The sequence below is a fragment of the Acidovorax delafieldii genome (genome assembly GCF_007993815.1).
GTDB lineage: Bacteria > Pseudomonadota > Gammaproteobacteria > Burkholderiales > Burkholderiaceae_C > Acidovorax > Acidovorax delafieldii.
Window position 1 is genome coordinate 414,777 of sequence record NZ_VJWE01000011.1, and the last position, 14,550, is coordinate 429,326.

Below are 14,550 nucleotides of genomic sequence, written 5' to 3' on the forward strand. Positions count from 1 at the left end.
CCCCGACCACCCTTTAGAGCCGGTATCATCATTTCGCTCTCACCAGCGGGAACACCAGGGAAGGCCAATCTCCGAGGGTGTCTCCTATTTCAAGGCGGATGCGTGCGGGGTACTGACCCTTGGACGCGTCCCAGTCCTGAGTCCATTGGCCGGTACGACCATCCTGGTAGTGCCACTGCAGAGTACGAACGTTCGAAATGAGCGTTTCGCGCAAGGCACGACTCCAGTCCATAGCCATCAAAGCACCATCATAGGGAATGGCCTCCACAGTCAAATCCACCCGGCCGTCTGAATGGCGCAAAGGGGTCGTGCGGAAAACATAAAGCCCCCCGGCATCGCCGCGCTCGGGCAGGGGTGCAACCCAAATAGCACCTGCGGCATTTCCACTGAAAAAATTGACGAAGACACTGCCTTCGCGACGACTCAGCAAGCGCAGCGTATCGAATTTACGGCCCAACCATTGGCTCACGACCAACATGCGCTCGGCCCGCTCGCCCACACGCTGATTGCGCTCCTCGGTGCGGCCAATCAATCCTACGGCTGCAAAAATCAAAGCCACCACTGCAGCGGTCACTGCCAGACCAATCAATAACTCCAGCAGCGTGAAGCCCTGGGTCAATTTGCGAGGCGCACGACTCATGGTGCAGACCTGTAGGGCTTCCAGGTGATCCAGGTCATGGCCGTGACGCCATCCCTGCTGACCTGCACCGTGACTTTGGCCGCACGCAGCGGACCCGAGGGTGCAGGACGCCCTGCCTCATCGCTCAGAAAAATCGGCTCTGGCGTTACGTCGACTCGCCAGTTCCACCCACCTGCCTCACCAGAATCTTGTCGCATGAGGTCTTCAGCAAAAATACCCGCAGCCAGCACGGACTTCGCCACCAATGCGGCCTCCACACGCGCTTGCACCCCCATCACGCTTTGCGAGCTCTGCCCCACACTGCGGTACAGACTTGCCAGTGCGATGGCAGCGATCGCCATCGCGACCAATGCCTCCAGCAGACTGAAGCCTAAAGGCTTTGCGAGACAGCGCCGCTGCCAAACAAAGCTCGCGCAAGGGGCACGCAACCGGTTAATCGGCCGCATCATGGCTGCGCCACGGCCACAGATTGTTCAACCGTTCCGAGGAGCCAATTGACGCGAAAGGCAACACCGCTGCTACCCCTCAGTACAGAGATACGTCCTCCGCGAGCACCACCATCCGGATTGAAGATAAACAAAAGCTCGCCAGCCGGAACGACGGATTTTCCTGACCGCCCATCACCGCGCATTGCTTCCCACTGGATATTGACGGCTTCGTGAAGGTCCAGAAACAGCTTTCCGTCCACCGCAAGCCTACGCGCGTCCGGCAGGTAGGTCACCGATACAGGCCTCCCCTCCTGCACACTGAGCACACGCGCCTTGTTGAGCTGAGTTGCCACGTCTCGCACTGCTTGGGTGTAGCGCGCGCGCTCCAGAAATGCTTGACCACCCGCACCCACGACCGCCGTGGTGATGCCCGCGAGCACCAGTACTACCAGCAATTCCAGCAGGGTGAACCCGTAGGCTCCGCGACGCATGACTACGACGCGCGCACTAAGGCAGGAAATACCGCCAATCAACACAAATGGACCCCAGGCATCCACCGAAACGTCAGTTGTAAACGTCTGCGTTTTCGCCATCACCACCTGGCTTGCCATCAGATCCCAGAGTGAAAACATCGGGGCTGCCATTGCGGCCGGGATTTTTGTACAGGTAAGCAGCGCCCCACGGGTCCGCTGGCAATCCCTTCTTCAGATACGGGCCGTTCCAGCCTTGCGCCGTCGCAGGGCGCTCAGCTAGTGCACGCAAGCCCTCTGCATCGTTGGGATACCGACCCACGTCCAGTTTGAACAAATCCAGACTCTGTTCAATTTCAGAAATTTGGATGCGTGCCGTCTTGGATTTGGCACCACCAAGCTGATCAAGGACTTTCGGGCCCACTAAACCCGCCAACAAAGTCAAGATCACCAACACCACCAGCAATTCAATGAGAGTGAAACCGGAGTTATTACGCGCTCGCGCATGGAATGGACTTTGCAGCTCTTTCATATTCATTTCAATATCTTCCAGAGGATTCAGAATCAAATAGTGTCATTGATAGACAAAACACCGCCCAAGATCGCAATAATGATGAACGCGACCAAGGCGCCTAAAACGATAATAATCAAGGGTTCCATGGCAGCCAGCACGCGCCCCATAGTGCGTCGACCTTCATCCTCATAGCGATCAGCCAACCCCAACAGGGTTGCATCCAGCTGACCTGTCTCTTCCGCCACCCGGATCAGCTGGGGAGTGCTTGATCTGCCCAGATACGGGGAAACAAATCCGGACGAGAGTCGCTTACCCGCCTTCACAATCCCGACCAGGGGCTCGATATCCTTGCGCAAGGCCGTATTGGTCAAGGTATCCACGGCAATGCGCAAGGCGTCTACCATTGGAACGCCTCTCTGCAACAAAATGCCGAATGTACGAAAGTAAATGGCGAACTGAAGGTTGCGCAGTACTTTGCCGAATAAAGGCAGATCCAGCAGAATACTGTCCAAGCGCAACCTCCCCGATGGGGTGGCACTCCAGCGCGAGCCCAGAAACAAAATGACGGCCAAGACCAGGAGAATTGCCATCCAATGCAGGCGAATCATGTCGCTGAGATCAACGACAAGTCTGGTGGAAGATGGCAGCTTGTCACCCATGGAATCGAAGATTTCACGAAACTGAGGAACCACGAACGCCAACAGCAGAACCACCGAAAGCACGGCGACTATCAGCAAAATGACGGGATAGGTCATGGACGAGATGACATAGTTGCGCAGCTTGTCTTCTGCCTCCAGTTGCACGGTGAGCTCCTTGAGAACCACATGCAATGAGCCAGAGGTTTCGCCCGCACGGATCAGGACCAGATACTGCCGTCCCAGATCACGCTCAAATGGCAGTAACGACTGGTAGAGCGACTTCCCCCCCCTTACGCCCTCCTCCACCTTCCCGACAAAGGCTCTCAGCCGATCTGTATTGGCAGTTTCCTTGAGCATGACCAGCGCCCTGTCCAAGGGCATGTTCGCCTGCTTGAGATGAGCCATCTCGCGGCTGAACAGCAGGATCTCGCTGCGCCGCAGCTTGCTGCCCCGGGCCTGCGGATCAGCCTGCACAGCCGCAGCCAAACTATCGGTAATGCGCACTGGCGTCACCCCCTGGCCAATCAGCCTCAATCGGGCGGCTTCGACATTCTGCGCGCGCATCACACCCCGACAGGGCTTACCGTCCGACGCAATACCGTCATATTGAAATTCAATCATTTTGACGTGCAACGCGTAAGACTTCTTCAGCGGTCGTCAGTCCCTGGAATACCTTGGTAGCTCCATCCTGCAACAAGTTCCCGCCAGCATAAGAGCCATCGCCGCCCCCCAGAGAAGAGCCTCGCTCCAGTACGCCTTTTTTGACATCTTCCGTCATCAGCAGCAGTTCGTGGACCGCGAGGCGGCCACGATACCCTGTGCCCCGGCATGCAGGACAACCTACCGCCCTGTATAGGGTTTGGCCTTTATCGAGGATCACCCCAAGCGAAGCCGCTGCCGCATCCGCCTGCTCGGCAGGTAGCGCCTGCTTGCACTGTTCGCACAGCTTTCGCACCAGCCGTTGGGCGAGTACGCCGATTACCGAGGCAGTAATCAGATATGGCTCGACACCCATATTGATCAACCGCACGATGGCCCCCAGCGCACTGTTGGTGTGGAGCGTGGACATCACCAAGTGTCCCGTCAGCGCGGCCTGGACAGCGATCTCTGCCGTTTCACCGTCACGCATTTCCCCGATCATGATGACATCAGGGTCCTGACGCAGAAAGGAACGAAGCACCTTGGCAAAGGTAAGTCCAATCTGCGGCTGTACCTGGACCTGATTGAGCCATTGCAGCCGGTATTCGACAGGGTCCTCCACTGTGAGGATCTTGAGGTTCTCGCCTTCCAACTCCTGCATAGACGCATACAGCGTAGTGGACTTGCCCGAACCCGTGGGACCCGTCACTAAGAATATCCCGTGCGGCACGCTCAAAAGCTGTCGCATGGCCTTCAGAGTCGCCGGAGTGAAGTGCAGACTTTCCAACGAGAGCAGGTCAAAATTCTTCTCCAGCAAGCGCATCACCACCGATTCGCCGAACATGGTGGGAATGGTGGAGACGCGGGAGTCCATTTCTTTGCCGTGCACCCGCAGCTTGGTACGCCCGTCCTGCGGCATACGGCGCTCAGCAATATCAAGCTGAGACAGGATCTTGATGCGAGAAACGACAGCAGGTGCGTCCTTGTTGTCGATCTCATCGATCGGGTAGAGCTCGCCATCCACGCGGATGCGAACGACCGACTTTTCCTCGTACGTCTCAATGTGGATGTCCGAAGCCTGCGCTGCCACGGCCTGGGAGAGGATCTGGCTCACGCGTTGGATAATGGGCGCCTCGGACGCCATGTCCCGCAGGTGTTCGATGAATTCAGACGCCTCGAACTGGTCGGCTACGCCGTCACCCTGAGCTTCGGGATCCTCCACATACCAGGCATTGAGCTGGGCAGCGATCTCCGACTCCAAGCCGAAAGAAATCCTGGGTACCTCGCCAAATACAAGCCGAAGCGCGTCGCGCAAAGCACCGCTTTGAGGGTCCACCGAAGCGAAATCTGGCACCGAATCCGCATCGCCCGCTTCGCCCAGAGGCAACAGGTTGTTGACGAGCAAAAAGCTGGTGTTCATCCGCGAGGTGGCGGGCTTCTCCTTGGGAAAGGCGTCCTGACGGACAAGAGGCAAACCCGCTTGCCTTGCCAAAGCGGCATAGACATCCACTTCAGATACTAGACCCAGGCTGATGAGCAGCCGCCCCAGGCGCCCTCCCATGGAGCGCTGGACTTCCAGCGCCCGCTCCAAGTCATTGCGCGACAACTTCTGCTCTGCGAGCAACATTTCTCCCAGCCGGGGCGCAGCGACGTCAACGCTTTCCACTTCACCTACTTCCGCCGAGAACTTCATGACCAACGCCTTTGAACAATTTCCCACCCAACAGTGCTTGGCTGCGCTTCGCGCCACCCGGCACAACCGTCATCTGCACCACAGCAGACAACGGCTCAACCGATCCAGCTCAGGGCCGATGTAATAACTGCGGTACCCCAGGAGCCTGCTCCGGAGGGGCGCGCCGCGCCAAGCAAGGTATTCTGACACGTAGCCCCCGGGATAGCCTCGGCTATCCAGACGCGATTGCAGGGCCTCAGCTTGGGCTTTTGTTGCACGGCCGAGGTTGAGCACGCGCCGCAGCACTCCGCGCCCATTCGTGACAAGGCGTAAAAGACGCATCTTCAGCCTTCGATCCTTGGCACCGAGCTGGTTGAATCCATGCTGCCGGTAGAGGATCAGCTGTTCGTCAAGGAAGGTGCGGCGCCCGCTGCTGCTCAACAGAGCGCACCACCAGTCATGCATGACGGTCTGATCAGGCAGAGGCAGCGACATCTCCAACAGCGCGCGGTTGATCATCATCGTACAACCCGTGACCTGATTGATACTGAGTAGCGCGGTAGGAGAACATGCCGCTGGATCCATGCGCTGGTGCTGCGAAAAAGAAGGCGCAATGACGTTCAGCTCTTCGTCCACAACGGTCAGATCGGAATGCACCAAGCAAGGTTGATGGACGCCCGTGGCTTGCTCCAACTGCATCAATACATGCAGGCAGCGCTCAACTTTTTCTGGCAGCCAGACGTCGTCCTGGTCGGAGAAAGCGATCCAGTGCGCATGGCAGCCTTGCAGGCTGGCTCGCATCAAATTTTCAAAGTTCTTGACAACCCCTTGACCCATCCCAGGATGGGGCACCACGACCAAACGATCCCCGAGACGGGAACGATACGTCTCTAGCAGGGCCAGGGTGCCGTCTGTAGAACCATCGTCGCTAACCAGCAGACGAAAATTCTGATGCGTCTGCGCCAACAGAGAATCTAACTGGTCAGCCAGATACTTTGCGCCGTTGTATGTGGCCATAAGGATATCGACCAAGGGCTGCCCCGCTAGGGGCTGCAGCCCCTCGCTAGGTCGTACAGGATCGCGCGCTCCCCACACAGCCGTCACAGGCCCTCCGCCGGATGGGGCAACGCAGCGGAGGACCGGCACTGCGCATACATCAACGTTTCATAGGCGTCGGTGATGCGCTCCCATGTGTAATATGTATCTACGATGTCCCGGGCACGTCGACTGCGCTCAGGGTAAGCCAGTTGCCACTGGCCGACCAATTGGTCCAAACGGCGCGCCAGCTCCTCCGGCGATCCGAAATAGTCTGCAGCATCGCGTGCCACTTCTCGGTTGAACGGATTGTCGTGGGCCACCACCCAGTTGCCGCAGGCCATGGCCTCTAGCAAAGAGGGGTTGGTACCGCCGACCGAATGGCCATGGATGTAGCAGGCCGCATGCGCGCGCACGCACGCCAGTTGCCGGGGATCGTAAATGCCGCCGACGAACCGTACGCATTCACTGGCGTACTGAAGCAAGCGCTGCTGATAAGGGGTGGCACCGGAGACGTCTCCCACGATCACCAGGGGCCACTCGCCGCCATGCAAGATATAGCCCTGAATGATCTCCAGGAGGTGGTTCTCCGGCTCGGGACGCGCCACTACGACCATATACTGAAACGGCACCAGCCCCCAAGCCGAGAGCGCTGAAGAATCCAGCGAGCCCTCGCGCACGGGCTCAGCGCCATAGGCAATAAAACTGGAAGGCGCGCCCTTTGGATAAACGTTCTGCAGCCTCTGCGCAATAGCGTTGGCATCGGCAATCAGGCGTGTAGCAGTCAATGTCGCCACCCATTCCATGCAGCGCAGATACGCGCGCGCCGCCCAGCCCCACTTACTGCGGGCCCATTCCAGGCCATCCATATTGATCCACACAGGGGTCCCGCTGACCCGGGGCCACCAACAAGCCCAAGCGGCACCGTAGCCCAACATGTAAACCAGATCGTATCCGTGGCGGGCATCCCAAAGGCATGCACAGTCGTAGGCTAACACGGAGGCGGGCCCCCATTGCGGGCGACGCCGATAACGCACCCGAACGCCTTGGAACTGGCTATCCGCCACAGCATCCTGATCGGACTCGGCATACACCGTAACCGAGTGTCCCCGCTCTGCGAGGCGAACGGACAGCTGTTCGGCAAACGTCTCAAACCCCCCGTAGCTCGCCGGTATCCCTTTTGCCCCCAGAACGGCAATGCGCAGCGGGGCTGGACGCCCCTCCGAGCTACCTGCCTCCAACAACAATGTCAAAGGTCGGCCTCGGCGAGCAGACGGCCGGACTGGTCCTTGGCCGACAGCTGAATCTGCACGTCCAGCGTGGGCCACGCAATCGCAAGCCTGGGATCATCCCAACGGATACAGCGCTCGTGTTCGGGGCTGTAGTAGTCCGTGGTTTTGTACAGGAAATCGGCAGACTCGGAGAGCACTAAAAAACCGTGTGCCAGGCCTGGGGGAACCCAGAGTTGACGATGGTTGTCCTCCGTCAGCAGCGCCCCCACCCATTGACCAAAGGTCTGTGAGTCTTTGCGGATATCAACCGCCACATCAAATACAGCCCCGCGCACCACACGCACCAGCTTGCCCTGAGCGCGGGGCGGCAGCTGGTAGTGCATGCCGCGCAGCACGCCCTGGCTGCTGCGGCTGTGGTTGTCCTGCACGAACGCGTCCTGCACGCCGGTGGCCTCGCGAAAGGCCTTCTCGTTGAAACTCTCGTAGAAAAATCCGCGGCTGTCACCGAACACCTTGGGTTCGATCAGTACCACGTCTGGGATGGATTGCCGTATAGCTTGCATGGCAGATCAATAAACCTTGTCGTTCAGCAGGCGCTGAAGGTACTGGCCGTAGCCATTCTTGGCCAGAGGCTTGGCCAGACGCTCCAGCTGCGCACTGTTGATCCACTGTGACCGCCAGGCAATTTCTTCCGGGCACGCAATCTTGAGGCCCTGACGGTGCTCCAGCGTGGCGATGAACTGGCTGGCCTCCAGCAGGCTTTCGTGGGTACCTGTGTCCAGCCACGCGTAGCCGCGGCCCATGATCTCTACATTCAGCTGCCCCTGTTCCAGGTAGAGCCGGTTCAGGTCGGTGATTTCCAACTCGCCGCGCGGAGACGGTTTGAGGCTCCTGGCCATCTGCGCCACCTGGCTATCGTAGAAGTACAAGCCGGTAACGGCATAGCTGCTCTTGGGATGTGCGGGCTTTTCCTCCAGCGACAGCACCTTGCCGCTGGCATCGAACTCGGCCACGCCGTAGCGCTCCGGGTCATGCACGTGATAGGCGAATACGCTGGCGCCATCGGTGCGCTGCTGCGCGTTGCCCAGCAGTTCGTGGAAGTCGTGGCCGTAGAAGATGTTGTCGCCCAGCACCAGCGCACTGGGCGCACCGGCCAGGAAAGCCTCTCCGATGATGAATGCCTGCGCCAGGCCATCCGGACTGGGCTGCACGGCATATTGCAGGTTCAGGCCCCATTGGCTGCCGTCGCCCAGCAGCTGCTCAAACCGCGGCGTGTCCTGCGGCGTGCTGATGACCAGGATGTCGCGGATGCCCGCGAGCATCAGGGTGCTCAGCGGGTAGTAGATCATGGGCTTGTCGTACACCGGCAGCAGTTGCTTGCTGATGGCCAGGGTGGCCGGATGCAGCCGGGTACCGGAGCCTCCGGCAAGGATGATGCCTTTGCGTTGCGTCATGTGAGGGTGCCGATCAGAGGATTTCAGCCAGCATGCGCGCCACACCCGCTTGCCAGTGGGGCATCTGCAGGCCGAAGGTGGCTTGCAGCTTGCCGGTATGAAGGCGCGAGTTGTGCGGGCGCACGGCAGGAGTGGGAAATGCGCTCGTCGGGACGGGCGCAACTTCATTTGCTTTTATTTTGATAGCAGGCTGCGCTTGCTGCGCCTTCGCAATCACGAATTTTGCGTACTCGTTCCAGTTCGCTTCACCAGCTGCGACACAGTGGTACAGGCCTGCGTCCTGCGGGCGTTGCTGCAGGTGACGCAGCGCATGCGCCGTCACGTCGGCCAGCAGGTCAGCCCCCGTGGGCGCCCCCCACTGGTCGTCGATCACGGTCAGGCGATCGCGCTCCTGCGCCAGGCGCAGCATGGTCTTGGCGAAGTTGCCGCCGCGCGCCGCATAGACCCAGCTGGTGCGCAGAATGAGGTGCTTGGGGCACGCCTGCGCGATGAGCTGCTCGCCCTCGAGCTTGGTGCGGCCGTACACGCTCAAGGGAGCAGGCATGTCGGTCTCGACCCAGGGGCGGCTGCCGCTGCCGTCAAAGACGTAGTCGGTGCTGTAGTGCACCAGCCATGCGCCGAGCTTCGCCGCCTCCAGCGCGATAGCGCCGGGAGTGGTGGCATTCAGCGTGCGAGCGAAATCGGCCTCGCTCTCGGCCTTGTCCACGGCAGTGTGGGCTGCGGCGTTGACAATGACGTCGGGGCGCAGGGTGCGCACCGTCTCAGCCACACCCGCAGTGTTGGCAAAGTCGCCACAGTGTTCCGTGCTGTCGTGGTCCAGCGCCGTGATCGTGCCCAGCACCGACAGGCTGCGCTGCAGCTCCCAGCCGACCTGACCGCCCTTGCCAAAAAGCAAAATGTTCATGCAGCAACGTCCGTGACGACTGCAGTGGCGGCCTCCTGCGCATACTGAGTCTGCACCCAGGCGCGGTAAGCCCCCGTCTGCACGCTGGCCACCCAGTCAGCATGGTCCAGATACCACTGCACAGTCTTGCGAATGCCGGTATCGAAGGTCTCGGCGGGCTTCCAGCCCAGATCCCGCTCGATCTTGCGCGCATCGATGGCATAGCGGCGGTCATGACCAGGACGGTCCTTCACGTAGGTGATCTGCGTGCGGTAGCTCTGGCCGTCAGCGCGGGGGCGCAGCTCGTCGAGCAGGCCGCACACCATGTTCACGATCTCGATGTTGGGCTTCTCGTTCCAGCCGCCCACGTTGTAGGTCTCGCCAGGGGCACCGGCTTCCAGCACGCGGCGGATGGCGCTGCAGTGGTCCTTCACATAAAGCCAGTCGCGCACCTGCATGCCGTCCCCGTAAACCGGCAGGTTCTTGCCGGCCAGGGCGTTGACGATCATCAGCGGGATCAGCTTCTCGGGGAAGTGGTAGGGCCCGTAGTTGTTGCTGCAGTTGGTGGTGAGCACCGGCAGGCCATAGGTGTGGTGCCAGGCGCGCACCAGGTGGTCGCTGGCCGCCTTGCTGGCGCTGTAGGGGCTGTTGGGCTCGAACCCGCGCGTCTCCGCGAAGGCCGGGTCGGTGGGCGCCAGCGACCCGTACACCTCGTCGGTGGACACGTGCAGGAAACGGAAGGCCGCGCGCTCGCCCTCAGGCATCGCGCTCCAGTAGGCACGCACGGCTTCGAGCAGGCGGAACGAGCCGACGATGTTGGTCTGGATGAAGTCTTCGGGCCCGTGGATGGAGCGGTCCACATGCGACTCGGCCGCGAAGTTCACCACCGCGCGGGGCCGGTGCTCTGCCAGCAGTCGCTCCAGCAGGGCCGTGTCGCCGATATCGCCCTGCACGAAGATGTGGCGGGGGTCGCCCTGGATGCCGTCCAGGTTGTGCAGGTTGCCCGCGTAGGTGAGCTTGTCGAGGTTGACGACGGGCTCGCTGGAGGCAGCAAGCCAGTCAAGAACGAAGTTGGCGCCGATGAAACCCGCGCCGCCAGTAACCAGAATCATAGGGAGGGCCGTGTGAAATGCCAGCTCGGCAGAACCCATGATTATCCCACCCCGCCCGGCCCCCGGGTAACAGAGTTCAACGCGGGTATTTCTGTCTGGGCCGGCGGGTCATCAGAAGTGGATGCCACGCATCATTTGCTGCAGCGCTACCGCCTCGGCGGACAACTGCGGCTTGGCATCCTTGGCGCCCTTGGCGGCGGTGGAATCCGGAAACATGCGGAAGCTGGTGTTCATGGTGATCTGGGCCACCCGTGGCACCAGCGCGTGCAGCAACTGGCCGGTGATGCCCAGGCGTGTGGCGATGCGCACCGGCTTGAAGATGCAGGCCTGGGCAATCATGTCGGCCGCCTCTTCCGGCGCCAAGGTGGGTACGTTGTTGTAGATCTTGGTGGGCGCGATCATGGGCGTGCGCACCAGGGGCATGTTGATGGTGGTGAAGGTGATGCCCTGGTCCGCGAACTCGCTGGAGGCACAACGCGTCCAGGCATCCAGCGCCGCCTTGCTGGCCACATAGGCCGAAAAGCGGGGCGCGTTGGTCAGCACGCCGATGGAGCTGATGTTGACCACATGGCCCTTGCGCTTAGCCACCATGCCGGGCAGAAAGCCCATGGTCACGCGCAGGCAGCCGAAATAGTTGAGCTGCATGGTGCGCTCGTAGTCGTGGAAGCGGTCGTAGCTCGACTCGATGGCGCGGCGGATGGAGCGGCCCGCGTTGTTGATGAGGAAGTCCACACCGCCGTGGTTGTCGATGAGCAACTGCACAAAACGGTCGCAGTCGGTCATGTCGGCAATGTCTGCCGAATAGGCGATGAACTGGTAACCCTTGGCCTTGGCTTCGGCACAGGCCTCGTCCAGCTTGTCCTGGTCGCGCCCGCAAATGATGGTGGTGGCGCCCGCCTCGGCAAACTTGTGCGCCGCCGCCAGGCCGATGCCAGACGATCCACCGGTGATCAGCACCACCTTGCCCGCTACCGTGCCTTTGAGGGTGCGGTCGATGAAAAGCTCAGGATCCAGATTGCGCTCCCAGTAGTCCCACAGGCGCCAGGCGTAGTCCTTGAGGTTGGGGCAGGCCACCCCCGAACCCTTGAGAGCTGCCATGGTCTCGCGGCAGTCGAAGCGGGTGGGGTAGTTCACGAAGGTCAGCATGTCCTCAGGCAAGCCCAGGTCTTTCATGACGGCATTGCGCACGCGGCGCACGGGCGCCAGTGCCATCAGACTCTTCTTCACACTCTTGGGGATGAAGCCCAGCAGCGCGGCGTTGACGAACAGATTCATGCGCGGCGCATGGGCGGCGCGGCTGAAGATGTCGAGCACATCCCCCACGCGGTAACCCACTGGGTCCACCAGGTGATAACACTTCTTGGTGATGTCTTTTTGGTGGCTGATGACGTTCAGTGCGTTCACCACAAAGTCCACCGGCACGATGTTCACGCGCCCTCCTTCCAGGCCCACGGTGGGCATCCAGGGCGGCAGCAGTTGGCGCAGGCGCTGGATGAGCTTGAAGAAGTAGTAGGGCCCATCGATCTTGTCCATCTCGCCGGTCTGGCTGTCTCCCACCACCATGGCCGGACGGTACACCGTCCAGGGCACCTTGCAGTCCTGGCGCACGATCTTTTCGCTCTCGTGTTTGGTCTGGAAGTACGGGTGGTCCAGGCCCTCGGCTTCCTCGAACATGTCTTCGCGGAACACACCTTCATACAGACCTGCGGCGGCGATGGAGGAGACATGGTGGAAGTGCCCGGCATCAATCGCCTTGACCAAGTCCACCGTGTTGCGCGTGCCCTCGATGTTCACGGCCACCTGGGTTTCCTCATCGGCAGCCAGGTCATACACCGCGGCCAGGTGGTAGAAGTGGTCGATCTGGCCCTTGAGCTTCTTCACGTCGTCTGCCGAGACGCCCAGCTTCTTGGCGGTGAGGTCGCCAAACACGGGGACGGCGCGTGCAGGGCCTACGCCCCAGAAGCTGCGCAGGTCGGCCACCTTGTCCGCACTTTCCTTGCGGATCAGGAAATGCACCACCGCCCCCTTGCGCTCCAGCAGCTTCTTGACCAGCCGCTTGCCAATGAACCCTGTTGCCCCCGTCACGAAATACTGCATGGATAACTCCTCTGAGATAGCTTCATTCTTGCCCAAGGCCTGCACACCCCGATTCAGCAGAAACCCGCGCCGATGCTAGGCGCCCAGCCGGCAGGCGGGCTAGATGGCACGCTCTACATTTTTAGGAGCGCGCGCCTACACCTTGCGCACCGTGCGGCGTACAGTGCGACCATGCGTCGAAGGCAAAATCGCCCCGGCAACCCCAACCAACCGCACCATGGAGGCCTTATGGTCAAGAAACTGCAGAAACTCAGCGCTGACAAGAAGAAGAGCAACGCCCAACTGTCCAGCACCGTCAAGGACTCCGCCCAGCAGATCTGGCTGGCCGGTCTGGGTGCCTTCTCCAAGGCACAGGAAGAAGGTGGCAAGGTGTTTGAAGCCCTGGTCAAGGAAGGCCTGACCATCCAGCGCAAGACCCAGGCCGTGGCCGAAGAAAAGATCACCGAAGCCACCAGCCGCGTGACCACCATGGCCAGCGACATCGGCTCCAAGGCCCAGGGCCAGTGGGACAAGCTCGAAAACATCTTTGAAGACCGCGTGGCCAAGGCCCTGGCCAAGCTGGGCGTGCCCTCGGCCCGCGACCTGGAAGCCCTGAGCGCCCGTGTGGACGCCCTGGCCAAGGGCAGCAAGGCTGCCCCCGCCAAAGCTGCTGCCAAGGCAGCCGCCAAGCCTGTTGCCAAGGCCCCTGCCAAGAAGGCGGCTGCAAAGAAGGCCGCGCCCGCCAAGGCAGCGGCAAAGCCTGCAGCCAAGGCCACCGCCAAGAAGGCTGTGGCAAAGAAGACCGCAACACGTGCGGCTGCCGACGCAGCCACCAGCACGCCATCGGCCAGCTGATCACGGCTTGCCAGCGGCAAGCACCCAGCCCGCACCAAGCGGTCCGCGCGCCACGGCGTCTGGACCGCTTTTCTTTTTTTGGTGAAACCCGTGAAGTGCGCTAAAAGCGATACGGGAAAGACACGCGCGCCCTCTTCTCATGTCGCACTGCAGCATGACTGCGTGGGTTAGAGTAGCCATCAGAGACAACGCAACAACGACACACAACGACGCGAAGGGGCCCACACACATGGTGAAGAAAGCGCCACGCCGCACCGCAGAACGCATTCTGGAAGTGACGCTGGACCTGTTCAACCGGTTCGGTGAACCCAACGTCTCCACCACCCTGATCTCGGCCGAGTTGCGCATCAGCCCTGGCAATCTCTACTACCACTACCCCGCCAAGGACGAGCTGATCAACGCGCTGTTTGATCGCTACGAAGGCTCGCTCACCGAGCTGCTGGCCGCAGCAGATGGCGTGCGCAATGTGGAGGACGCCTGGTTCTTCATGCACTCCCTGTTCGAGCTGATCTGGCAGTACCGCTTTCTGTACCGCGATCTCAACGACCTGCTGTCCAAGAACCGGCGCCTGGAAACCCACTTCCAGGCCATCCTCAAAAACAAGACCCGCGCCGTGCGCGCCATGCTCGATGGCATGGGACGCGCAGACGCGCTGCACATCGACTCGCGCGAGCTGGAGGCCACCGCCACCAGCATGGTCGTGGTGCTCACCTACTGGCTCAGCTTTGAATACGTGCGCGACCCGCGCCGCGCGCTCGAGCCTGAAAGCGCCCAGGCCGCGCTGCTGCGCGGAGCCCACCATGTGCTGAACCTGCTCATGCCCTACCTCGAAAGCGGCCAGCGGGCCCACTTGCTGGAGCTGGTCGGCGCCTACGCCGCAGTGCCTGGCTGATACAGAGACG

15 protein-coding genes are annotated in these 14,550 nt (G+C 61.0%); 2 read left to right on the forward strand and 13 right to left on the reverse strand.

Annotation, left to right across the window (positions count from 1 at the left end):
* Positions 1–28: 28 nt before the first annotated feature.
* The 13 genes from ATF69_RS04600 to ATF69_RS04660 form a co-directional block, all read right to left on the reverse strand.
* On the reverse strand, positions 29–640 hold the full coding sequence (locus ATF69_RS04600) for a prepilin-type N-terminal cleavage/methylation domain-containing protein (protein ID WP_146870026.1): 612 nt from the start codon (positions 638–640) through the stop codon (positions 29–31).
* Complete coding sequence (locus tag ATF69_RS04605) at positions 637–1,089, reverse strand: prepilin-type N-terminal cleavage/methylation domain-containing protein (RefSeq protein WP_244303652.1); 453 nt, start codon at positions 1,087–1,089, stop codon at positions 637–639. Before ATF69_RS04605 ends, ATF69_RS04600 begins: the two co-directional genes overlap by 4 nt.
* Complete coding sequence (locus ATF69_RS04610) at positions 1,086–1,700, reverse strand: pilus assembly FimT family protein (protein WP_244303653.1); 615 nt, start codon at positions 1,698–1,700, stop codon at positions 1,086–1,088. The genes ATF69_RS04605 and ATF69_RS04610 overlap by 4 nt, the downstream gene beginning before the upstream one ends.
* A complete protein-coding gene (gene gspG, locus ATF69_RS04615; protein ID WP_146870717.1) occupies positions 1,633–2,070 on the reverse strand; it encodes a type II secretion system major pseudopilin GspG in 438 nt (145 codons plus the stop codon). The genes ATF69_RS04610 and gspG overlap by 68 nt, the downstream gene beginning before the upstream one ends.
* A 32-nt stretch (positions 2,071–2,102) precedes the next feature.
* The gene (locus ATF69_RS04620) at positions 2,103–3,311 is read right to left on the reverse strand and encodes a type II secretion system F family protein (protein WP_146870027.1); all 1,209 of its coding nucleotides are present in this window, start codon (positions 3,309–3,311) and stop codon (positions 2,103–2,105) included.
* On the reverse strand, positions 3,304–5,022 hold the full coding sequence (locus tag ATF69_RS04625) for a GspE/PulE family protein (RefSeq protein ID WP_146870028.1): 1,719 nt from the start codon (positions 5,020–5,022) through the stop codon (positions 3,304–3,306). Before ATF69_RS04625 ends, ATF69_RS04620 begins: the two co-directional genes overlap by 8 nt.
* A gap of 69 nt (positions 5,023–5,091) precedes the next feature.
* Positions 5,092–6,018, reverse strand: coding sequence for a glycosyltransferase family 2 protein (locus ATF69_RS04630; RefSeq protein WP_146870029.1), 927 nt, complete (start codon positions 6,016–6,018; stop codon positions 5,092–5,094).
* 83 nt (positions 6,019–6,101) lie between these two features.
* Positions 6,102–7,364: a DUF1972 domain-containing protein gene (locus ATF69_RS04635; RefSeq protein WP_244303654.1), complete on the reverse strand. Its 1,263-nt coding sequence runs from the start codon at positions 7,362–7,364 to the stop codon at positions 6,102–6,104.
* Positions 7,286–7,831, reverse strand: a complete 546-nt coding sequence (gene rfbC / locus ATF69_RS04640; protein ID WP_146870030.1) for a dTDP-4-dehydrorhamnose 3,5-epimerase — start codon at positions 7,829–7,831, stop codon at positions 7,286–7,288. Before rfbC ends, ATF69_RS04635 begins: the two co-directional genes overlap by 79 nt.
* Before the next feature lie 6 nt (positions 7,832–7,837).
* Positions 7,838–8,722 (reverse strand): glucose-1-phosphate thymidylyltransferase RfbA, encoded by an 885-nt coding sequence (rfbA, locus tag ATF69_RS04645; protein ID WP_056745426.1) that lies wholly within the window; start codon positions 8,720–8,722, stop codon positions 7,838–7,840.
* 13 nt (positions 8,723–8,735) lie between these two features.
* Positions 8,736–9,626 carry a dTDP-4-dehydrorhamnose reductase gene (gene rfbD, locus ATF69_RS04650; protein ID WP_146870031.1) on the reverse strand — a complete coding sequence of 297 codons (891 nt, stop codon included), beginning with the start codon at positions 9,624–9,626 and terminating at the stop codon, positions 8,736–8,738.
* A complete protein-coding gene (gene rfbB, locus ATF69_RS04655; RefSeq protein WP_146870032.1) occupies positions 9,623–10,717 on the reverse strand; it encodes a dTDP-glucose 4,6-dehydratase in 1,095 nt (364 codons plus the stop codon). Before rfbB ends, rfbD begins: the two co-directional genes overlap by 4 nt.
* 111 nt (positions 10,718–10,828) lie before the next feature.
* Entirely contained in the window at positions 10,829–12,814 is a 1,986-nt protein-coding gene (locus ATF69_RS04660) for an SDR family oxidoreductase (protein ID WP_146870033.1), read from the reverse strand.
* A gap of 228 nt (positions 12,815–13,042) precedes the next feature.
* Between ATF69_RS04660 and ATF69_RS04665 the strand changes: the two genes are divergently transcribed.
* Positions 13,043–13,648: a phasin family protein gene (locus tag ATF69_RS04665; protein ID WP_146870034.1), complete on the forward strand. Its 606-nt coding sequence runs from the start codon at positions 13,043–13,045 to the stop codon at positions 13,646–13,648.
* A gap of 229 nt (positions 13,649–13,877) precedes the next feature.
* A complete protein-coding gene (locus ATF69_RS04670) occupies positions 13,878–14,540 on the forward strand; it encodes a TetR/AcrR family transcriptional regulator (RefSeq protein ID WP_056059478.1) in 663 nt (220 codons plus the stop codon).
* Positions 14,541–14,550: the final 10 nt, after the last annotated feature.

Excerpts from the sequence above, each read along its gene's own strand:
- ATF69_RS04600 (WP_146870026.1), bottom strand. The coding sequence starts at position 640 with ATGAGTCGTGCGCCTCGCAAATTGACCCAGGGCTTCACGCTGCTGGAG.
- ATF69_RS04605 (WP_244303652.1), bottom strand. The coding sequence starts at position 1,089 with ATGATGCGGCCGATTAACCGGTTGCGTGCCCCTTGCGCGAGCTTTGTT.
- ATF69_RS04610 (WP_244303653.1), bottom strand. The coding sequence starts at position 1,700 with ATGTTTTCACTCTGGGATCTGATGGCAAGCCAGGTGGTGATGGCGAAA.
- gspG (WP_146870717.1), bottom strand. The coding sequence starts at position 2,070 with ATGAAAGAGCTGCAAAGTCCATTCCATGCGCGAGCGCGTAATAACTCC.
- ATF69_RS04620 (WP_146870027.1), bottom strand. The coding sequence starts at position 3,311 with ATGATTGAATTTCAATATGACGGTATTGCGTCGGACGGTAAGCCCTGT.
- ATF69_RS04625 (WP_146870028.1), bottom strand. The coding sequence starts at position 5,022 with ATGAAGTTCTCGGCGGAAGTAGGTGAAGTGGAAAGCGTTGACGTCGCT.
- ATF69_RS04630 (WP_146870029.1), bottom strand. The coding sequence starts at position 6,018 with ATGGCCACATACAACGGCGCAAAGTATCTGGCTGACCAGTTAGATTCT.
- rfbC (WP_146870030.1), bottom strand. The coding sequence starts at position 7,831 with ATGCAAGCTATACGGCAATCCATCCCAGACGTGGTACTGATCGAACCC.
- rfbA (WP_056745426.1), bottom strand. The coding sequence starts at position 8,722 with ATGACGCAACGCAAAGGCATCATCCTTGCCGGAGGCTCCGGTACCCGG.
- rfbD (WP_146870031.1), bottom strand. The coding sequence starts at position 9,626 with ATGAACATTTTGCTTTTTGGCAAGGGCGGTCAGGTCGGCTGGGAGCTG.
- rfbB (WP_146870032.1), bottom strand. The coding sequence starts at position 10,717 with ATGATTCTGGTTACTGGCGGCGCGGGTTTCATCGGCGCCAACTTCGTT.
- ATF69_RS04660 (WP_146870033.1), bottom strand. The coding sequence starts at position 12,814 with ATGCAGTATTTCGTGACGGGGGCAACAGGGTTCATTGGCAAGCGGCTG.
- ATF69_RS04665 (WP_146870034.1), top strand. The coding sequence starts at position 13,043 with ATGGTCAAGAAACTGCAGAAACTCAGCGCTGACAAGAAGAAGAGCAAC.
- ATF69_RS04670 (WP_056059478.1), top strand. The coding sequence starts at position 13,878 with ATGGTGAAGAAAGCGCCACGCCGCACCGCAGAACGCATTCTGGAAGTG.